The 20102-nt window shown below is 35.0% G+C and carries 22 protein-coding genes; 18 read left to right on the top strand and 4 right to left on the bottom strand.

Translation table 11 applies throughout. The features are described from left to right. The 9 genes from AC4E8D_RS09395 to AC4E8D_RS09435 all read left to right on the top strand — a co-directional run bounded on the left by AC4E8D_RS09395 (window position 1) and on the right by AC4E8D_RS09435 (window position 5648). On the top strand, window positions 1-786 hold the full coding sequence (locus tag AC4E8D_RS09395) for a peptide arginase family protein (protein WP_490206119.1): 786 nt from the start codon (window positions 1-3) through the stop codon (window positions 784-786). Window positions 787-844: 58 nt separating this feature from the next. Further along, the gene (locus tag AC4E8D_RS09400) at window positions 845-1729 is read left to right on the top strand and encodes a DUF2971 domain-containing protein (RefSeq protein ID WP_490206120.1); all 885 of its coding nucleotides are present in this window, start codon (window positions 845-847) and stop codon (window positions 1727-1729) included. A gap of 244 nt (window positions 1730-1973) precedes the next feature. Then, on the top strand, window positions 1974-2348 hold the full coding sequence (locus tag AC4E8D_RS09405; protein WP_490206121.1) for a DUF2513 domain-containing protein: 375 nt from the start codon (window positions 1974-1976) through the stop codon (window positions 2346-2348). A 168-nt stretch (window positions 2349-2516) separates the two neighbouring features. Further along, on the top strand, window positions 2517-2681 hold the full coding sequence (locus AC4E8D_RS09410; protein ID WP_490206122.1) for a hypothetical protein: 165 nt from the start codon (window positions 2517-2519) through the stop codon (window positions 2679-2681). Window positions 2682-2766: 85 nt separating this feature from the next. After that, window positions 2767-3450: an AbiTii domain-containing protein gene (locus tag AC4E8D_RS09415; RefSeq protein WP_490206123.1), complete on the top strand. Its 684-nt coding sequence runs from the start codon at window positions 2767-2769 to the stop codon at window positions 3448-3450. Between the two features lie 271 nt (window positions 3451-3721). Next, window positions 3722-4150 carry a hypothetical protein gene (locus AC4E8D_RS09420; protein ID WP_339193955.1) on the top strand — a complete coding sequence of 143 codons (429 nt, stop codon included), beginning with the start codon at window positions 3722-3724 and terminating at the stop codon, window positions 4148-4150. A gap of 66 nt (window positions 4151-4216) precedes the next feature. Further along, window positions 4217-4522, top strand: a complete 306-nt coding sequence (locus AC4E8D_RS09425) for a hypothetical protein (RefSeq protein WP_490206124.1) — start codon at window positions 4217-4219, stop codon at window positions 4520-4522. Between the two features lie 68 nt (window positions 4523-4590). After that, on the top strand, window positions 4591-4797 hold the full coding sequence (locus AC4E8D_RS09430; RefSeq protein ID WP_490206125.1) for a hypothetical protein: 207 nt from the start codon (window positions 4591-4593) through the stop codon (window positions 4795-4797). Window positions 4798-4961: 164 nt separating this feature from the next. Next, window positions 4962-5648: a hypothetical protein gene (locus AC4E8D_RS09435; RefSeq protein ID WP_490206126.1), complete on the top strand. Its 687-nt coding sequence runs from the start codon at window positions 4962-4964 to the stop codon at window positions 5646-5648. Window positions 5649-5667: 19 nt separating this feature from the next. On the opposite strand, the gene AC4E8D_RS09440 is transcribed toward AC4E8D_RS09435, so the two are convergent. Further along, a complete protein-coding gene (locus AC4E8D_RS09440) occupies window positions 5668-5826 on the bottom strand; it encodes a hypothetical protein (RefSeq protein WP_490206127.1) in 159 nt (52 codons plus the stop codon). 1097 nt (window positions 5827-6923) lie between these two features. Here AC4E8D_RS09440 and AC4E8D_RS09445 point away from each other — a divergent pair. Next, window positions 6924-7778 (top strand): tyrosine-type recombinase/integrase, encoded by an 855-nt coding sequence (locus tag AC4E8D_RS09445; RefSeq protein WP_490206128.1) that lies wholly within the window; start codon window positions 6924-6926, stop codon window positions 7776-7778. Window positions 7779-8182: 404 nt separating this feature from the next. On the opposite strand, the gene AC4E8D_RS09450 is transcribed toward AC4E8D_RS09445, so the two are convergent. Continuing rightward, window positions 8183-10174 (bottom strand): recombinase family protein, encoded by a 1992-nt coding sequence (locus tag AC4E8D_RS09450; protein WP_490206129.1) that lies wholly within the window; start codon window positions 10172-10174, stop codon window positions 8183-8185. 6 nt (window positions 10175-10180) lie between these two features. Next, entirely contained in the window at window positions 10181-10351 is a 171-nt protein-coding gene (locus AC4E8D_RS09455) for a hypothetical protein (protein ID WP_490206130.1), read from the bottom strand. A 678-nt stretch (window positions 10352-11029) separates the two neighbouring features. Here AC4E8D_RS09455 and AC4E8D_RS09460 point away from each other — a divergent pair. The 6 genes from AC4E8D_RS09460 to AC4E8D_RS09485 all read left to right on the top strand — a co-directional run bounded on the left by AC4E8D_RS09460 (window position 11030) and on the right by AC4E8D_RS09485 (window position 17930). Beyond that, window positions 11030-11665 carry a hypothetical protein gene (locus AC4E8D_RS09460; protein ID WP_490206131.1) on the top strand — a complete coding sequence of 212 codons (636 nt, stop codon included), beginning with the start codon at window positions 11030-11032 and terminating at the stop codon, window positions 11663-11665. Between the two features lie 76 nt (window positions 11666-11741). Further along, entirely contained in the window at window positions 11742-14075 is a 2334-nt protein-coding gene (locus tag AC4E8D_RS09465; RefSeq protein WP_490206132.1) for a hypothetical protein, read from the top strand. Between the two features lie 474 nt (window positions 14076-14549). Continuing rightward, complete coding sequence (locus tag AC4E8D_RS09470; protein WP_490206133.1) at window positions 14550-14849, top strand: hypothetical protein; 300 nt, start codon at window positions 14550-14552, stop codon at window positions 14847-14849. A gap of 26 nt (window positions 14850-14875) precedes the next feature. Continuing rightward, entirely contained in the window at window positions 14876-16720 is a 1845-nt protein-coding gene (locus AC4E8D_RS09475) for a hypothetical protein (RefSeq protein WP_490206134.1), read from the top strand. A 21-nt stretch (window positions 16721-16741) separates the two neighbouring features. Beyond that, window positions 16742-17029 carry a hypothetical protein gene (locus AC4E8D_RS09480; RefSeq protein ID WP_490206135.1) on the top strand — a complete coding sequence of 96 codons (288 nt, stop codon included), beginning with the start codon at window positions 16742-16744 and terminating at the stop codon, window positions 17027-17029. Window positions 17030-17123: 94 nt separating this feature from the next. After that, window positions 17124-17930 (top strand): stalk domain-containing protein, encoded by an 807-nt coding sequence (locus tag AC4E8D_RS09485; RefSeq protein WP_490206136.1) that lies wholly within the window; start codon window positions 17124-17126, stop codon window positions 17928-17930. A 625-nt stretch (window positions 17931-18555) separates the two neighbouring features. Here AC4E8D_RS09485 and AC4E8D_RS09490 read toward each other — a convergent pair. Beyond that, window positions 18556-18885 carry a hypothetical protein gene (locus AC4E8D_RS09490; RefSeq protein ID WP_490206137.1) on the bottom strand — a complete coding sequence of 110 codons (330 nt, stop codon included), beginning with the start codon at window positions 18883-18885 and terminating at the stop codon, window positions 18556-18558. A gap of 97 nt (window positions 18886-18982) precedes the next feature. Here AC4E8D_RS09490 and AC4E8D_RS09495 point away from each other — a divergent pair, with 97 nt between their 5' ends. After that, on the top strand, window positions 18983-19783 hold the full coding sequence (locus AC4E8D_RS09495; RefSeq protein WP_490206138.1) for a hypothetical protein: 801 nt from the start codon (window positions 18983-18985) through the stop codon (window positions 19781-19783). A 127-nt stretch (window positions 19784-19910) separates the two neighbouring features. Beyond that, on the top strand, window positions 19911-20096 hold the full coding sequence (locus AC4E8D_RS09500; RefSeq protein ID WP_338593242.1) for a hypothetical protein: 186 nt from the start codon (window positions 19911-19913) through the stop codon (window positions 20094-20096). Window positions 20097-20102: the final 6 nt, after the last annotated feature.

Here is a 20102-nt window from a genome sequence, read left to right on the forward strand (position 1 = left end):
ATGAGAACAGAATGGGAGCAAAACATTCATTGGAAAGTTCGATCGAATGATAAGCGAATAACAATAATGCGAAATCATAATTGGGCTTTTGGAGCGTGGGAATTAGCAAGGTTAGATGGTAAGATTAAATCGAATTCTTTGCTTGTTCATGTCGATTCTCACCTAGACGATGCCATGGATGGATTATTGTTGGAAGGGTTAATGGAGGCTGACAACAAAGAACAGATATTGGAGCTTAGTAAAGGGTTTGATTATTTAACGAGAGAAACACCAGATCGTTTATACATGAAATATGATAATTTTATTTGGCCATCGCTTGCTCGTGAGACTATCGGAGAGATTATTTTTGTCTCAAGAGACAGAAAAGATATGGAAATACTAGAAGAGTTAAAGAAAAGTGATAGTCCTGAGAGTATGTTGATCTTATCTAAACTCCCATTGAATTTTGAGCATAAGTATCAAAGGTACACCACAATAGAGAAATTCCTTCAGAAATATGATGGTGAGAGCTTTTCAGATATGCTTTCAGGCAGGACGGCTATACTTGACTTGGATATTGATGTGTTTAATTATTCTGATGAGTACAACATGAATCCAGATCTTAGACCTCTACATGAGGTGAGGGAGCTCACTGAAGAGTTGTTAAAATTATATCCTTGGGATCTAATAACGATAGCTATCTCGCCAGAGTACTGTGGAGGTGTCTTTGAGGCAGAGATGTTGTTAGAAAATGTAGTGAAGGTAATGAAGATAGACTTAAATACAATAGAACATATAGATATATGATGATACGAAAATAATATTAGCCTTTCACGAGGTATGGAAGTTACAGGGGGTTAGTTAAATGCAGGATAATTTTGACATAGAAGAATATGTGAAAGAAAATCCTATGGATTATATAAAAGCCATATCGCTTTTGAATAAGCAGCCATCTAATCCAGTTGTACCGGAAACAATTTATGAAATCACCAGATGGCACATACCTCAATATCTGTATAAGTACTATTATCTTGGCGATGACGAAAATTTAAACAGCATAAGACTTAAGACATTACAGGATAAAAAGATTTATTCTGCTGAACCTAAAGATTTTAACGACCCTTTTGATGGCAGAGCATTCTTTTATCGAAGTGAAGAACTTCTTAAATACGAAATCCTAAAAAGATGGAAGGGGAAGCTGATTGACGATTTTTCGTCCTATGTCCGACTTTCCTCATTTACAAGGTGCGGTGTTAATAATATGCCTATGTGGGCGCACTATTCTAATAATCATAGAGGGTATTGTGTGAAATACGACACCAGATTGCCAAGCAATATGAAATTAAGGGGATCAATGTTTCCTGTTCAATATATCAACCAGCGAATTGATATTACTCCAATCATGGATGAAATCGTATCAGACTTATTAAGGGCAAAAGAAGCCGCAGATAAAGAAAATAAAAAGGAAATTCTCATAAGTAATATTATAGTTGTATGGATGGGTATATTTTATAATTGCATAAAGCACCCCAGTTGGGATTATGAGGAAGAAGTCCGCTATATTACCTCATCAACTAACGATCCGTATATGGACGCAACTCCTTCTGCAATATATATTGGAGAAAAATGTAGCGAAGTAAATAAAGCAAAATTAATAGACACCGCTAATAGTCTAGGTATACCGGCATATCAGATGAAACTCAATGAGTATTCGCTAGATTATGAGTATACATCATACAGAATAAATTAGATAAAAAGAATCTTTCATAAGGAGGGATTGTGATGATAAAGAAGCATTGGGGAAAGTACTTAATTCTACTTACTATTATAATACCGATCACAATTGTTACTATCTTTACGCTCCCTCATGATAAGAAATATACTGCAGTAGCCATATTTCCATTACTATTCTGGTTGTTGTATTATTTGTTGATTGTATTAGAGAAAAGAAGAGATAGTAAAAATAAATAATTTATTTGATTGGGGCTGGGCATTTGAAAAGAGATATGGATCTGATAATTGATATTTTAAAATGCATAGAAGAGACTAAGACATCAGCATCCAGCAATATCGTAGTTAGAATGTATGGATATGATTCTGAAGAAGAGCAAGAGCATGTTCAATATCAGATAAAATTACTAAAAGATGCGGGTTATGTTGAAGCAAGAGGTGGTCTGAATCCTTATGAATTTACTATTTCCAATATGACATGGGCAGGTCATGATTTTTTAGATGTAGCAAGAAATGAAGTGGTCGTGAATAAAACAAAGGAATTTGTAAAAAGTAAGGGACTTGATTTCTTGAGTTTACCTCTAGAGGTTGCTAAAGCACTACTGGTTGAAACCACTAAAAAAATGCTATTTAGTTAACGGTTGATTGTATTTACATTTTATGGGAAAGTGAGGTTAGAGAATTGAAATATTATTCGATGCCTGAAAATGTTAAAAAACAAAGCAAGAATGCTCGATACTCATATACAGTTGTGGTTAATCTATATGCTAGTCAGGATGACGCGGAAGAATACATAAATCAGGAACGTGAGAGTTAATTCTGATGAGAAGTTGGATAAAGAGGAACTGGCACAACGAGCAGCAAATGTAGTGCATGGATTAATTGAGTCTCGTGCAGAGTTTCAGAGCTATGAGCAAGTTCAGGTTGTGGGAATTACTTTTGCAAATGCATACGACAGTGAGTTGAAATGAAACCTTCGAATAGGAAAAAGTAAATTTTAGATTACTATTATAGATGTCTAAAAGGTTTATTTCATATAGAGTGGGAGAGATGAATATGGGAAGAAGTAAACTTCTGATTGATCTTGTCAGTAATAATGTTGATCTTGAGAATATATTATTACGAATGAAAGTTATACTTACGGATCTTGACGACAAGAATATAATGAATTGGATTAATGGAGAACTTGAGGGATATGGTGCTGAAGATGATCTCCCGCAATATAGAATTTTGCAGGGAGTTGCCTTAGGTACTTTTATTGTTAATCGTGGCACAAAATATACTGATCATCAAGTCCCACTAGAATTTTTACTGGAAAAAAATGAAATTAAAGAGATTAATTCTGTTTTTATTGATGACAGTATTCGAGCAGTGCAGTTGATTTTGAATAGTGAAGACAGGGATAACTATGTTAAACAAATTCCGACATCGTACTGCCATAGCATATCGAAACTCGATCTTCAAATAGCTGGCATGAGGGTTGCTATTCCTTCTAATAAAATTGAGAGCATTGTCTCACATGTTAAATCAAAGCTGATTGATATTTTAATGGAGCTGGAGAAACGTTTTGAAAATCTAGATGACTTAGATATAAGGGAACAAGTTGAATCAGATCCTACAAAAAAAGAGTTGGTTACAATTAATATTGAAAAGATTATATACGAGGGATCAATTGACATTGGAGATAACAACAAAATAAAAAAATCTGGAATAGGTAGAATATTTGGAGGGAATAAATAGATGGATATAAAAATCGGAGACAATAACAAAATAAAAAACTCTTCAATTGGTCATCAAGTTAATTTAAATACGGATGAAAACAAGAATAGCGATCTAAAGCCAAATTCATTTCCTCAAAGGCATCCAATCCTCATATCTATAATTGTTTCAATTTCTGTGGGATTTATTTTGTTATTCTCCTTTTGGAGTAACATTGTTAATTACATCGAGAGTTTATTTTAATTTCTTTTTATTGAAATAACTATTTCATTTGAAGTCGGGAGAGTTTTCCATGAACAGCTCAAATTGGGAATTAAGAAGAGCAATTGAAGATGTGATTAGATCGAATGTAAATTATGGAGGAAGTTTTCAAGAGTATCACTTGAAATTCCGGAAGAAGTTCTTTTCAATATTTAGAGGAGAAAGTTCATTTAAGAAAAGTAAAATGGAATTTGTAGATTATGTTGAATCAATTGATAGACTTAAGGAATATTTCGAAATTGTTAGCGGAAATTCAGATATAGTTATAAAGAGGTTAAATCAGGAAAGAGCCGAAAAAGCCAATGCAAATAGAAGATTAATTGAGGAAAAAAGGATTGAAGAAATCAAAAGAAGGGAGCTTGAAGAAGAAAAAGCTTATTTTGAACGGAGAAAAAGAGGGGAACCAATGGGGATAGATGATCTTATTTTTGAACTGAGACAACGAGATAAGGAAGAATAAAGTCTTCTTATATTCTGACGCTTAGTTAAAATGGCTATTTTAATGAAATGAGAGGGAGTGCATATAGTGGAGTACGCTGTACATTATATTTCACCAGATGATTCGACAAAGATATTCCATGAAAAATTACCAGATGATCTAAAGAGCAGGTATAAAAACACGAGTTATATCTACAAGGTGATCTATGAAGTATATACAGGGGAAGAAGATAGTTTGGAAAAGTCAATTTCATTGACAAGTGTGAAAGAACTGAATATTGATGAATTGTCCGATCGAATTGTTATAATCTATGAAAATGAAATTGAATATAATGATTTTCGATTATATCAACTTGCTGGCATTTATGTGAAAGCAGCTTACATCAATGGTTGATATAGTGTCGATCAGAATAGGATTGGAATCTTAGAGATAAATTAAAGTGAAATTGGGAGGTGAAATAAATGGCTACGACTAACAATAGTATTCTTGTAATGGTTAATTTGCTGCAAGAATTACATACAAACAAGGAAGTCTCTCTTGATGCCTTTCACTATGGAGACAACTATAAACGAATTGCCGAAGATTTGTACAAAACAGTTCAACTGATCGGTGGATATGAAGTTAACCTTAATGAGGGTGGACTCCGAACAGTAATTTCTATTCGCTAAAAGAAAGGAAGGATGTGCGACCATGACAGATAAGATTAACCTCTACGTAGATGACCTCAGAGACTGTCCAGAAGGCTTCGTGGTCGCTCGTACTTACTAGAACTATTTACCTATGTTGGAAGACAGGATACAATGTACTAAATACATATTAAAAGGAGAAAAAAATGAAGAAAGTAATAATTTCCGTATTAGCAGCTAGTACATTATTATCAAGTTCAGTCTATGCCACTCCCCAATCCGAAATGATAAATATCAAATCAAGCAGTACTAGCAGTTCCCAAAAAGAAAGCAACAAAATTAAGTATGCAATATATCACTTATCTGATCAGCAGATTAAAAATGCAATCGCATTAGGAAAAAAGGGATACGATTCTCTTCAAGCTTTCACACTGAAGCAAAACTTACCTATTAGTAACGATAAAATGAAAATATGGCAGCCTGAGGTTCAACTCGACACCCCGTATAGTTTTGTGGCTCTGGCTTCTTTTCTGGCTTCGAATAAGTACGAAAACTACACATTAAAAGAAGCTAAGTACTATGCCAATTTTTATAGAGAAGCAGATAGAATTAGTTTCAATTTAAAAGCTTATGGTAACAATATCGATTTCACTGACTCCATTAAGGTAGTTTTTAAACAAGGTAATAAGATTTATCATCCTGTAGAAATCAAAGGTACGAACGATGTGAAGAGATCCTTGAATTGGCCTGATTCTCCAGCTTATAGAGCTAACATATTTGCATACTTTGATATGAAAAATGTAGATTTCAGTAAGGATGCAGAATTAATATATATGTATGCTGGAAAAGAACTTTCAGTAACATACAAAGTAGATTTTTCAAAAATAAAATAGATTTTAGCTTCTGGCCCTTTTAAGAGGGTCTTTTTCTTTCAATAATAGTTAACGTACTTTTTGTTTTTGTCACAGGAATATTGTCATTGCTCATTGCGGCTTTTAATCTCTGTGTATCGTCATTTTCTGCAGCATCAAAGAAGCTTGAAATGATTATTGCAAAGTTTGCCTCTATCATAGCAATAGCTCTAGAATTTTTTTTATATGCTATATTCCATACGAATTTTACGGAATTGTTCAATACCTAAAAGAAGACGAGTTTTCAAGAGAGATAGATATTTTAACTTTTGCATCTATGATTATACTAGTTCTACATAAAGCAATGGAAAAGAGAATTAAAAGCAATCAAATGGACTAATAAGTAGTCTGTATAACCCAACTCCTTTTTTCGGTAAGGTTTACTTGCTTTTCTCTTTATTTATCAATTTTTTAATTTTAATCGTGAAGCAATTTTTCAGGATGTATGAATAAATGTGAAATAATGCATAAATAAGTCATCATTTTAGGTAATCCTGTTACTATACGATTGAACTTTTGGAAAAAGCCGAAATTCCTTGTCCTGTCTACGTATTTTGATATTTCAATCGTTAACATACAAAATTTACCAATTTGTTATAATCGTTGCTACGACTAGCTTTATAGGGTGTTGATCGTCATTCTACGATTGCGCTTACGATATAGGATAAATTGACCTGACAAAGAAGCTAAAACGTTGATTTAACTGCATAAATGGATAGTTGTTGTATCGTACACGATTGGAATCACGATCCATGTGATTATAATTTGTTGATTCTGTCATATGAACAATTTGGTATGACATTGCACCGCTCGGTATTAGGAAAGCTATTTGAAATGTTTTCTCTTCCTTAATCAATTGATCGTGATGGATTGTTTCTTAAACAGAACACACTGTCCCAAACAGTGGTGAACTATCGTGAATATCCAGACAGTTAAAAGTAACCATCCTAAATGACCGGTTAGTGACTTCGGAAATTACGATGTTGTTCCAGTACCATATTGTTACACTACTACAAGTGGACAACAAGGAATCGAACTTCGATTTCCGAACTGTAACCTCAAATTGAAGTTAGCAGCCATTAATCCTCAAATATATCATTGTCGCAGTCCGGAATAAACATTAATTTATTTTGCAACATAATATTAATTATGTTGCATTTCGTGATGTATAAGGGTAGAATAAGAGCATGTAATGCAACATAATTTAGTGGATATACGCCTTTAGATAATGCAACATAACTGATAGGGAGTGAGCTAATGATTCAATTGTTTGAGCAGCAGCTAATAACCGATGAACTAAGTACCAACACAATTAAAAGCTACATGCTAAATGTTAGAGGATATATTAAATGGTTTGAGGAAAGTAAGGGAGTCGAGTTTAAGAAAGTACATAGAGAGAATGTTAAAGATTACATAAGCTACTTGAAAACGATTAAGAAGAACAGTCCAACATCGATCAACGCTAAGATAAGTGCATTGATTAAGTTCAATGAGTGTCTCATTGAAACGAATGTCCAAACTGAACAGGTGATAAGCAAGAAGGATATGCTAAAGCTACAGAAACAATATGCTTCATTGGCTACGGTTGGGCTTGCTGATGTAGAGAAATTCAGACAACTAGTATTAGAGAGTGAATCTAAGCGTAACTATGCTATCGTTTCATTACTGGCCTATTGTGGTCTACGTATTAGTGAATGCTTAAACATTGGGATGAATGAATTCAACCTAACATCCAGGGAATTGATTGTGTCAGAGGGTAAAGGGAAGAAACAGCGGAATGTGAATATAGGGAGCAAAGCAAGGACAGCGTTGCAAAGCTGGATCAAGGAAAGAGAAGAGAAGGGTATCAATGGAGAATACTTGTTTGTCAGTAACCGTGGAAGCAAACTAGATAGAACAGTAATCAATAAACTGTTTAAGCATTATTCAGGTATCATAGGCAAAGATATCACGCCACACGATTTGCGTCACTTCTTCTGTTCCCATGCATTAGAGAATGATATGTCAGTGCATGAGGTAGCCAATCAAGCCGGGCACAGTAACATACATACTACGTTGCTGTACACTAACCCAACAAGAGAGAAGATGCTTGCTAAGATGGATAGACTGTAACAATCATTAGCCTAGGCGTTATTGCTTAGGCTTTTGTGTTTGGGGATCATCTAAGATTTGAGAGGAATATGCATGGGGGTATATTTACACCTACAACTAGCTGGTATTTGCCAAATATTGCTTTAGCACTTGTAATTATTCCGTGAAGTTGGATTCATTAACGATTCATATTCCAGTCTTAGCCGGTCTACTAATAGGTGGGGGCTATTTTAAATCTAAAATAGTATCCATTTTACAGAATATGCCCCTAGCACATCTGCTTCGACACGAGAGTTGAATTTTAACGAGTGAAATTCTATTGGATAAAACCGACACTATAATGCCATCCCATCTATACAAAATAGCCCTCCATAGAGGAGGGGGAATACACTATTCGTTCCAGAGGACTAAGAGGGGGATTTTTTTCATTTTTTTAACTTGTGCATATTTTCTTCAAGTACCTGTTTACAGTAAGTTGGACTTAATCCATGTTCCTTGTATATCCGAGTAAAAGCTAGTCTATCAACAAAGTGTAAATCGTATATCCTCTCGAAGTCACGAGCTCGTCTTCTTATGCCCCTTTCTTTGGTTGTAAGCAAGATGGCTCCCTTAGCCTTAAACAATTGCTTAATAGTCCACCAATCTGCTTCGGTTGATTCAGCAATTTGTTCAAAACTAAGCAAGTCTTCGTTATACATTTTTAGCATCTGAGGGTAAAGGTGCTCAATCTCGCTCCATTTAGCAGGAGGGGATTCAACTACCCACTTAAGCTTATTTAAGTTGACTGAATCAGAGACATAGGTAGCATTTCTAACTAATTTACTTTCAGCGGTGAATTTATATAGTATCTCGATGCGTTTATTATCATATAAGACTATTTTATCTAGGAGGATACCCACGATTTTTCTTGCGTCTTTAATCTGTAATTCGTTATTGATGATACTTTGATATTTGTTAAGCAATGACATCCCTAGTGACATATCCTTATTTTGTCCACTGTTCAGATCTAAATTTTCGTTTATGGCAGATAATTCTTTGTTTAATTCAACAATCTCTTTCTCAACTGGTTCCAATTTAGTTGCTAACTCTTCTTTAGATTTAATAGTTCTGTCAGCATAGAGATCAATATATCTATCCTTTGCTGACTCTTTATCTTTTATAAATTTGATAATTCCATCTCTATTTTTTTCCATTTCTTTAACTTTTGATACATCAGAAATCTTATCAAGCATCTTATCAATCAATGTTTTAGGGTTATCAATCAGCCTCACTACCTCATTCCAGATGAGAGAGTCTACCATATCAACTCGCCAATTTTCACCTAAACAAATCTTATTGGGCTCTCCTGTTTCAACACTATATGATTTTCTTGTTTTTCTTGTACAACTATAATATTTTAACAATCCATTTTTTGTTCTAGTGGTTATACCCGATGAGACTGCTGCTCCACATCTTCCGCATCTAGCAATGCCTTTTAGCAAATAGTCTTCTGATGGGCGACCACCATTCTTGATATTACCATCTAAACATTTCTGCAAGCGTCCAAATGTAATCTCATCAATAAATTCAGGTATGGTAATCTTTTGCCATTGTTCTCTGGGTTTAGGTACTTGTTTTTTCTTGCCGTTTACTCGTACCACTTCAGTTTTTCCATAATAATACGTGCCCATATAAGACTCATTTCTGAGTATTCTACTGATTGTTGCTTGATACCACTTATCTCCCTTTGGTGCAGGATGTTTCTTTTTAGCCAAGTATGCAGCAACCTCTGAACAAGTTGAACCTTCCAGTATCATATTAACCATAGTCAAATATCTCTCTTTTTCATATTCATTCTCAACAAGAGTGTTCAGGTCTTTGTCGTAGGTATACCCATAAATACGATTCATTCCGGGTATCTTATTGTTAAAAACCATTGTCCTTCTTCCACGCTTAGTATTTGCCAGAATCTTAGCCTTATTGTATTGAGCTATTGATCCTTGAATATTATAGTTTAGCATTGATTCCGCATTGCCTTTTTGTAAGTCAAACTCAACAAAATGTAAATCGCAACCGAGTTCCCATATTTGATGGGTAATTTGTTGTTGTAGGTGAAGATGTCTACTCAATCTATCTGGATGTAGGAAGATAACTTTAGTTCCTAATCCCTTTTGTAGTAGGAAGAGGATATAGTTCAGCATCGGACGATTAGGGTTGTCTCCTGATTCTGCCTCTTCACGAAGAACAATAATCTCATCTTCACTGATATCAAACTTATCCTTCGCATCTTTTAGACATATGTCAATTTGAGATTCTAAGGAATAGTTATCAATTTGCATGTCAGAAGATACCCGAGTATAAACAATAGCCCTGATCTTACCGATCAAGGCTGTAATTTGAGCTGTATTTAGCTTTTGCATATCTTTTAAGACAATCATCGACAATCAATCCTCCGGATTTTGTTTGTTTTCTATCTTGTTCTCAACAGAATAATTCAGAAGAACAAATTCCATCCAATTGAGTATTTGTTCTTCAATGAGCTCTTCTGAAACTGCAACTTCTTTGTCCTGGTAACGAGAAATAGTCTTATATTCATACCGTTTCTTATATCTCATAATGACCACCTTAATAAGAATCAATTAATAAAGCTGTATATCATGATTTGGAGTTATCCAATACATAAAATACCGGGTATTACTCTGAATTACTTAATCATGAAAGAAGGAGCCAAGCAAATGACAACTATACCCGAAAACGTGTTTAATCATCTACTTGAAAATACTGGAGTGTTTATGCACTAAAATAGAAAAGCAAAACTCTAGCTATATAGATACTATCTTTTAGGTCACCTCTACAAGAGTTCGATAGGGGGATTGGGATATGGGTAACTTCATAAGTTATCGCTTATTCACTGACCTATGGTGTTTCCTCTTGTCTAAAGGCGATACACCTTTCCCATTGAAACAGTTCTTTTCTTGGTTTTGATTAAGTGGCAAGACTTTTTGAGAATAGATTCCATCCAATGAAATAACTTGTACTTGATTTAGAGAAAGTGCTATAACCTTAAAATCATACTTTTTCGTATACTGAACTTTCTTCCGACTAGGGAAATGTTATTAAAAATGTGTAAGTGCACTCGCAGAATTGAAAGTATTATATCTAATTGGAAAGAAAAGAGTTTCTCAAAGATCAAATTTGATTTAAAATAAAACAAAAAACACTTGCTTATAAGCATGGTAAATGATATATTGTCTTTGGAAGTTGTTTTATAATAAAACATTTGGAGGTGCGATTTGGAAATCGGTTTGGATTACATATGTAAAGTATACAATATGGAGTTTAAAGAGCTCGCAATAAGAATGAAAACTACTCCTCAGAATTTAAATGCATGGCTTAGACGTAAGCGGAGTATTCCTCCTAAGAGAATAGATCAACTAGTAGATATTTTCCCTAAGATACCACCAGAACTATTTGGAAAGGAATTGCTTGCATCAGAGAAACTCTTAATTCAAGAAATTTATTATACTGAAACGGATGAGTGGGAAGTTGAGGAGTATGAGGAGAGTGATGATCAAGGTAATGTTTTTACTAACCAGTTTATATCAAGATCAAACGAAGATATCATTAATGTATTAAGAGATCAACGTGAACGTCAGAAATTACTAGAGGAATATGAAGAAATAATTTTTGATGAAGAAGGAACCTATCGTTTGAATGAAAAATTGTTACGAAAATTCAAAAATATACTGAAAGGAGATAGGGAATCGAAACAGTTTAGCTTAATGATGTTGATGTTTTATTTTACTCAACCTTATGAATCTGATTTTGGTTTTGGTTCAGATCCTGACTTTTCACCATCAGAAAAGGAGCTTCGTCTTTACGAAGAGTTTAGAGTGTTGCTTAGTAAGTATGATTTTAAAATGAATTAATAATATCTAATTCAACGTCCTTTGATAATCGAATATCTTTTAATCAGTCAAACATAGAAGGGAGAAATATATCTTTTTGAATAATGAAAAGATCAGGGAGTTCTTTGAAACCGGATTCGATAATGGAAGAATTAATTTTGAGTACATATTAGAAGGAAAAAAACATAGTAAAGTGTACAAGAGTAAAATGAAATATTACAGCAAAGAAGCTATTAAAGAATTCGAAGAATGGAATGAACAAGGTTATGGAATATTTTATCTACCTAACGGTGGAGGTTACAAAAATGAAGAGATAACAGATTTTCGGGCGTGTTTTGTAGATATGGACATAAAAGATGAACTGGAGCATAAAATTGTGGCCTCAGGCTTCACAGGAACACGAAATGATTTGCAAGAGTTAGTTAAGGTAGGCTTTAGCTCTTTAAACAACAAACAAAGGTTTGATTACAAGCAGTTATTCAAAGAGCGTATAATAGAATTGGAAAAATACGGGATTCCTCCTAGTGCTGTTGTAGAAACGAAGAATGGCTATCATGTGTATTATTTACTTGAAACTGGAGCTCAAAAACATCAATTTGAAACACTAGAAGGATTACTGATATACATATTTAATGCTGATACCGCAGTCAAGAATCCAGCAAGGTTATTAAGGGTGCCCAATACACTTCATTTAAAAGAACCGAATGATCCATTCACGATAAAACTTGGTACATTTAAAAGAAACATTAGGTATGATGCAGCAGAACTTATTGTACGTCTTAAAGAAACAATTGAAAGAGTAATCATTAAGGTGGACTCACAGTTATGTGTCAATCGAAACAAAGCACCTACATACAATAATAAGTTACTTCCTTCTAATAAGAGACTTCCAGCTCGAAAAGGTATAGATTACTCGAACATAGACTTTGGAAACATCTCACTGATAAGCCGTGGGTTTGAGGGTTTACTAGAATTAAAGAGTAGGTTAGGTGTAGATAACCAGCCTGAGGTTTGTTACATTGACCGCAATGATATCAGACAGTTTTTAAAAAGACAGAATTTAAAACAATTACTGGGGATAGAATCTGATCGATTTCTTTGTTTCTTTCACAATAGTAGTAATTCAAGCAGTGGAAACATCTACAAGTATGAAGACAAGTGGTTTTACAAATGCCATTCGAGTAGATGTGGTGTCCATTATGATATCGTGCAAGTAATAGAACGAATGACAAGATTACCTATACATAAAGCATTTAATTATTTAAAGCAACTATACAACATAGCTGAGGTCAAAACAGAGTGGCAAATGGATCAGGAACAGTTGATTGATTTTAATATCGAATTTCTTGAACGGTTTAAGTACGACGTAGATTTACATAACAACTACCCATTTTTGAGTAGGTTTTTACGAACAAAGGGTACACTTAGTCTTCTGATTCAGATACACGAAGTTGCAAGGAGAAAGTTACCCCAACTTGCGACAATGAAAAGTCTAGATCTCAAGAATACCAATGCAATAGTGTTTGCACCAATTGGAAAAGTTATTGAAGAAGTGTTAAGTGATGACTCAAGCGCTCAGAACATTAATAAGGCTAATACCAAAGTGATTATTATGATTTTCATGTATTTGCTCAACACAATAGGTATAGATGAGTTACCCGATGAGATGCAAAAGAAGGTAAAGGAGTACCAGAAGAGTTCTTTTAGAAATGGAGAGACATTTAGAAATTTAGCCAGATATTACGAGATCGTGAGTATGGATACAGAGCGACTTATGCTCGCTGAAGAGATGAGTAAGTTTTTTTATTCTAACCATTTGACGATTTCGAGTTTTAAAAGGGAGCAGCTTCTTGGTCTATGTGGAGTGGAAGAAGCAAATCGTGTTTTTCCTGAACGTGTAGAGGAGGACATTTCTGAGATGAATCAGAGACTTTCTGACTTAATATACAAATTGGTTAGTGAGAAAATAGGGCTTCAGGGCTGGACATGTGATTCAGAGGTAGTTGAACTTCTAAGAATGGAGAATATTGATTACAAGCAATTGTACAAAGACAATTTCAAGTTTAATTCGAACAGGAAGTCAGAACTGGATTTACTAGAAGTAAATGATTATGATGAAGGTTTTCAACGGTGGTTGAATGCATTTTTACTGAGGAAAATGGCAGCTTATATGCCTGTAATATTAGTTAAAGCAGGATATTTGAAAGCAAGAGTTAACAAAGAATTGAGAAGAAGATTAAATATTCCATTACATATTAAAGGTTCTGTGTATCATCAGATAGTAGATTCGAAAGAAGATAACGATGATAAGGCATCAAAAATTAGAAGGTTGAAGCAAAGTGATACAAGTTTATCAAACTCTAAGATTGCTGAGTTAATGAGCTGTTCTAGACAATATGTATCCAATGTATTGAAAAGACAAAATAGATGATTACTATTCTATTCATTAATATTATTAATATTGCTTGTCAACTAAATTGTCGTTATAAAGCACCCTGTATCATTAGACTAAAGAATAGTTAACTCTATGTGGTGCTTCTAGATGCTCATTTAGTTGACAGATTTGTGATGAGTATTGAGGGGAGGTGAGTAAGAAATGTAGAGAATAGAGGCCTCCAAATTTTTATGGAAAGTCACGTTTACGTTATTAATTCTCAGAATTAAATTGACTACATGAGGTTAACGAATTCCAAGGCAGACTCTTGGAGCCTATGAATACAGATGAACGGGAGGAATGAGATACGCGTAGGATTCGATATGTGTGGTGCAGGTTGATGCAGCGGATAGGCTGGAAGTGACACAAGGGCAACAGGGATAAAGAAGAAGAGGAAAAAAGTTTGGATGTAGTTTGACCGTAGATAGTGATAGTTGAAAAATAATACATAGGGAATGAGGAATTGTGAATATGATTGATATCAACAGTACGGAAAGTAAATGGATTGCCATGGGCATGTATACCTCTTTTACAGAATTGATTCATCTTACGCCAGTTGTTTTGAATCGTTCTGAAGCAGTAAATAAGTTGATCAAGATGATTGAGGACAAGCCATATGTTCAAATTGCGAATAATGAAGAGAATAAAGCGATGTTAGACGAGATTTACATGTTTCTGAACAATTACGAAGGTGATTTGGCAAGAATTGATGGAACAATCTATGGTGATCTATGCGAGAAATTTGAAGATATTGGATACGGATTTGAATAATACATACAAAGGGAGAATGTAAATAAATGAGTTTAGCTTTAATGAAACTTTCTTCCAGCAGTCTTATGATTGCTGGAGATTCCAGATTATCTTTGAAATATAATGGTCTGAATTATGCATCAGGACACGCAAGGAAAATTGAACAAATTGGAAATACTGTGCTTTTTGCTTCTGGACATGCTGTAGTAAGCTTGAGGATTATTGAATCATTTAAGAAGAGTTCAGATCATAGTGTCGAAAGTCTAAAAGAAATTACTAAATATGAGTTAGAAAAGTACATTTTTGAGGCAAAAGATTATAGTTTTAGTAAAGATTTTGATTTTAAAGAGAAACTTTGTGCCGACATGACTCTATGTTGTTTTGAGAATAATATACCTGTAATATACAACATCGCGTCAAAAACAAACTATAAGGTAATTAGGGAAGTTTGTAATTACGATGAATCAGCTTTTGCGGCGGTAGGAGTACATGTTAAAGAAGCAGTTGACATTGCAAAAAGTCTTGATGGTAGATTGCATCCACTAGAGATATATAGAGAGGTTTACTCTAGATTAGCAGATGAGCAAGTTGGTGGATTTCTAAGCGTATTCACTTTAGCAAACGGGGAAGTTATACATAGCTTGCAATGTCCAATCATTGATAGAAAAAATATCCGATTTTATCAGGAACAATTGCAAATGACGAATGAAGACGGATTCTTCATTGATAAGAATACTGGAACCGGAGAGATGGAGAGAGTAGTTTGGCTAGATACTGATGGTAATTTGAATGCTAGAAGTGGTCACTTTCGGGAAAGTTTTATAACTGATGGATCAATTGAGGGAGCCACTATGAGAATTGGTAGTGGAAGCCATGTTTTCAAGGCAGATTATAGTGGAATCTACTTGGGAGCAGAAATTTTTGAAGATGCACCTTTTAGAGTTGGTCTGGATGGTATTCTTTATGCTAATGCGGCTCATCTAAAAGATTCATTTATTACTGATGGGGAGCTTGTCGGAGGATCGCTTACTATTGGTAAAGGTGATTCAGTGCTCCATGTAAACAATCAGGGAATTTACCTTGGTAATGACGACCCTAATAGTGCTCCATTTTGGGTTAATCCTAAAGGTAGGGCGACTATGAGTGACCTTGTTATCAAGGGTTCAGATGGGCAAACAATGCTTGAGACCAATGGAAATAAAATGTGGTTGAACAATATGGATTTAGAAGGCGTTGGCAGATTGTTGGCTGAAATGTTAGAAGTCAATACAATTCTTGCTGATGACGGCTATGTGAACAACTTGACTGTTAATAGACTCAAAACGATAGGTAAGGACGCAGAGGTTGGGCAGTTTATTGACTATATTGACATTCAAGACAATTACCAACGATGGATTACAGCACAAGTTCAATCCAAAGAACAGGCTAAAGATTCTCGTGATCGTCTATTGTTTTGGCAAGACAGTGAGAAACGGATTCTGACTACGGATAACACAGGCATTATCGCTTATGCGTATAAGTTGACTAATGAGAAGATTAAGCGAGAGATTAGTTTCGATGGCTCAGGAGATGCGGCTCAACCAACTGATATCATTGGTACAGGTGATGGTGGGGCAAATAATCGGGCTAAGATGGTAAACACTAAGTACAACGGTGGTTATAAGCAACTTTATAAGGCATCAAATACGGGGAAAGAGCGTAGCATTGACCTGAGAGATGACGGAGTTTACCTAGATTCTCAAGATGAAAAGGTAGTAATTACAGCAAAAGAGCTAATAGCAATGGCAGATGGAGGGCCAATGAAGATCGGTAATACCAATGGTTATATTGAGATTACAGCAGACGGTACGTTTGAGTTCCACGGTAAAGCATTCAATTTTCACACAAACTAGTTAATAGAGAGGAATATACATATGGATAAACGATTTGAGCTAGAGAAAGCATTAATGACGGAGCTTCAGGAAACGAGAAAGTTGTACGAAACGACCATGAAAGAAAGCGATATTCTTATGAATTTCATCATGGATCATAATCTAACAAAGATGTTGGACAACTATATTTATGAACAAATTAAGGAATACACTGAACCAGACCTGTTAAATAGTTACTTAAGCCTGATTACGCATAAACCAGAAGAGACTAAGGAACCATCAGTTAATATTGGTAAAGAGGTTTACATTAACGGAGTAAGAGTGAAGTAGTTAAGTAATAAAATTCATTAATGTGACCGATATATGGGATATACTGTATCTAGTTTTACTAGGTATATCCCATATTAAATTGGAGGTACATAATATGAAAAAAGTGTTCAGTAAGATGTCTACGTTTACATTAGGTTTGATTGTTGGTGTTGCGGTTACAGCAGGAACAGCAGTAGGAGCAGCTACATACCTTAAAGCAACCCAATCAAGTGTAAAGTTTGTAGTAGATGGTTCTCAGGCTAAGTTATCTGATTCACCACTTAACGTGAATGGAAAACTCTATCTCCCAGTGAGAGACACTGCTAATGCTATGGGTTACACTGTAGAATCTGTTACTAGTTCTCAGGTTTCGTTAAAAGAAGGTAAATCGTCTAGTAATACTACAACGAACAGTGGAACAACTGGTCAATCTGGAATTAGCTCTAACAATGGTTCAACGGGTGGTCAGTCTGGAACGGGTGCTACCAATCCAAGTAATTCTAATAGTGGATCAGCGAGTACAACAGCAAATAAGAAGGTAGCAAATTTGCGGGAAACGTACAGTACAGATGGGAAATTGGACGCAGAGAAGATTCGTACAGCGTTGAACAATGGCACACTGGATGTGAACGCCCAAGATTCTACTAATGGTAACAACACACTTCTGATGTACGTCATTGAAGAAAACAATTATGAAGCCTACAAAGCAATTAAACGTAATGCACTTGATGTGGATGTTCAGCGATATGATGGAAAAACGGCGCTGATGCTAACTGTTATTAACAAGAATGTATTCTATTTCGGAGAAATGACGGGTTTAAAAGCAGACGCAGAGCTTAGAGACAGTTCTGGAAAACAGGCAATAGACTACGCTGGTGATAACTCAACTGAACAGAGATATCTTAAGATTTACATGATGTAAAAGAAAGGAAGATTTATATCGCAAATGTAGCATTACAGGGATCACACTTAGCGGATTCATCTAAAACAGGACATGTATCATACGTTGAACGATACATCTATGGTTATGATGAGAATGGAGTCCCTCAATACAGTACGACGACTCACACGACCAATGCAAAGGTTACGGGTGCAGTAGCTCCCATCAACAATAAATTCAAGGTTAACGGCGTCAGCGTGGCTTGTATAGGGGATTCAACGCAAGAACAATGGGCTGCCGACCCTTCTCCCTCTCCGCAAAGAGGAGGATCTATTATATCCATTAGTCCAGGTACATCTGGTGGTGGTACAGGAAGTGTTTCTACAGGTAACGATGCTAAGGTTTACTTGAATGGTAAATTGATTGCTGTCCAAGGATCAATTGTTCAAACCCATTTGGGAAGTAACACTACCATTGAAGAAGGGGATAGTCTAATCAATATGTAATCAATAGGATTGGGCGAGAAAAAAGTGATCCGATATTTTAACTTTGAAGATATTGAATTCAAGGGTGTGAACAGTAGTGGCAAGTGGACTTCATTATATAGAAGTTTGCTCGAAGTAAAGACTTCATTAAAAAAAGGAGAGATTACTCTCCTTCAAAATTCTCAATATACATACTTTAACCCAAAAACTTCGTCAAGTCTTAATTTCATTTTTCTTCGTGTTACTTCATTGGATTCCCGTATGTAATGAACTTCCTCGTTACGGTTATGCGCGCGAACCTTTAAGTTACCTTTATAAAAGTAACCTCGAAGATTTTCGGAACTGGCTGCTTGCAGAGGAATTATTACACCGTCTTCTACTTTTACTACTACAAATACACAAGCAATTTGAGGGAGTTCTTCCCAGAGATCCGTCTTAACCGATTCCCATTTCCACTGGGAAACATCATCTGGTAGCTTGTTGGCATTTATTTTGTATACTCTATTATTCAAGTTTTCACCTCCTAATCATATAAATTTATTATACATTATATCGCGTATCAGGAGCAGTTAAAATTGATAATTCACATTAGGAAGGAAGAGAGCATATTTGGCAAAACGTCTCATTGCAGAGGAAGTATTAGAAGTTTGGATTAATACATATGGAGATCAAAATTACGTTGATTATAAGTTACGCGCACTGGCATTTGCAGAAAAATGTTATGGAGAAGGTATAATTGCTGAAAATGAGAAATTTAGTGCATTTCTACTTCATGGTAGTCTCTATAGTCGAATAACTAATTGTAAATATAATTCAGGTATGTACAAGTATGTTAAGTGTGAATGGGAAGATGAGGAGAAGACATTCTTAGATATACTACATAAGCAACAAGATTTTTGGGTGTCATGGAAAGATCACACGGAAGAGTACATGAAAAATGATTACAAACATTCTTTCAGACCAACTATAGATAGAGTGAATGAAAAAGAAGGTTATAGCTTGAATAACATACAAGTATTAACAAATGCAAAGAATTGCGCTAAAGCAACTAGCTTTCCTCACTATCTATTTACTGTAGTAAATACTACTGATCCAACGAAACAGCAAACTTTTCGACGATTTGATTCTAAGGGCGCAGCATTTAAACATATAGGCTTACCCTACGCCAAGTCTGACACAGGAAGATTTCATCAGGTAGGCAACGCTCTTTATTTGCTCCAATCGGAGGATGTTACTCTAGGAAGAACAACAATAGAAGAATATGAAAACCCTGAGGATTTAAGCTATACGGGATCTTTCTCAATAACTACAAAGCATCCACATGGTGGAACAATAACTATCAGTAGAAATTTCACTTATGAGAGAATGGCGATCATTTTAAAGCAAGACCAACAAATAGTACATAGTTAAAAGTAGAGAGAAGATACGAAGTTAGATTAGATTTTTAAAACGATCTTAATAGCTACATTTGAATATATACATAAGAATTTAAACAGTAATAAGACAAGTTAATACATACATAGGAGTTAACGAGGTGATGAGTGTGAAGACACCCAATGAAAAAGAATTGTTATGTACAAAGGACATTATGTTGCGACTGAAATTAGGGAGAAATGCGGCTAGAGAAGTAATGGGAAAATTGAATCCAATTCAAATTGGTAAACGATCGTACGTTCCTAGCCAAGTCCTAGAAGAGTGGATTAAAACAGCAAAAGTCAATTAACTGAAA

This window comes from Paenibacillus sp. SRL342 (genome assembly GCF_984798905.1).

Bases quoted from the DNA above. Each gene is read 5' to 3' on its own strand.
- AC4E8D_RS09450 (WP_490206129.1), bottom strand. From the start codon at position 10,174: ATGATTGTCTTAAAAGATATGCAAAAGCTAAATACAGCTCAAATTACA.
- AC4E8D_RS09475 (WP_490206134.1), top strand. From the start codon at position 14,876: ATGAGTTTAGCTTTAATGAAACTTTCTTCCAGCAGTCTTATGATTGCT.
- AC4E8D_RS09500 (WP_338593242.1), top strand. From the start codon at position 19,911: ATGAGTGTGAAGACACCCAATGAAAAAGAATTGTTATGTACAAAGGAC.
- AC4E8D_RS09400 (WP_490206120.1), top strand. From the start codon at position 845: ATGCAGGATAATTTTGACATAGAAGAATATGTGAAAGAAAATCCTATG.
- AC4E8D_RS09415 (WP_490206123.1), top strand. From the start codon at position 2,767: ATGGGAAGAAGTAAACTTCTGATTGATCTTGTCAGTAATAATGTTGAT.
- AC4E8D_RS09395 (WP_490206119.1), top strand. From the start codon at position 1: ATGAGAACAGAATGGGAGCAAAACATTCATTGGAAAGTTCGATCGAAT.
- AC4E8D_RS09485 (WP_490206136.1), top strand. From the start codon at position 17,124: ATGAAAAAAGTGTTCAGTAAGATGTCTACGTTTACATTAGGTTTGATT.
- AC4E8D_RS09440 (WP_490206127.1), bottom strand. From the start codon at position 5,826: ATGATAGAGGCAAACTTTGCAATAATCATTTCAAGCTTCTTTGATGCT.
- AC4E8D_RS09455 (WP_490206130.1), bottom strand. From the start codon at position 10,351: ATGAGATATAAGAAACGGTATGAATATAAGACTATTTCTCGTTACCAG.
- AC4E8D_RS09435 (WP_490206126.1), top strand. From the start codon at position 4,962: ATGAAGAAAGTAATAATTTCCGTATTAGCAGCTAGTACATTATTATCA.
- AC4E8D_RS09430 (WP_490206125.1), top strand. From the start codon at position 4,591: ATGGCTACGACTAACAATAGTATTCTTGTAATGGTTAATTTGCTGCAA.
- AC4E8D_RS09480 (WP_490206135.1), top strand. From the start codon at position 16,742: ATGGATAAACGATTTGAGCTAGAGAAAGCATTAATGACGGAGCTTCAG.
- AC4E8D_RS09445 (WP_490206128.1), top strand. From the start codon at position 6,924: ATGATTCAATTGTTTGAGCAGCAGCTAATAACCGATGAACTAAGTACC.
- AC4E8D_RS09470 (WP_490206133.1), top strand. From the start codon at position 14,550: ATGATTGATATCAACAGTACGGAAAGTAAATGGATTGCCATGGGCATG.
- AC4E8D_RS09420 (WP_339193955.1), top strand. From the start codon at position 3,722: ATGAACAGCTCAAATTGGGAATTAAGAAGAGCAATTGAAGATGTGATT.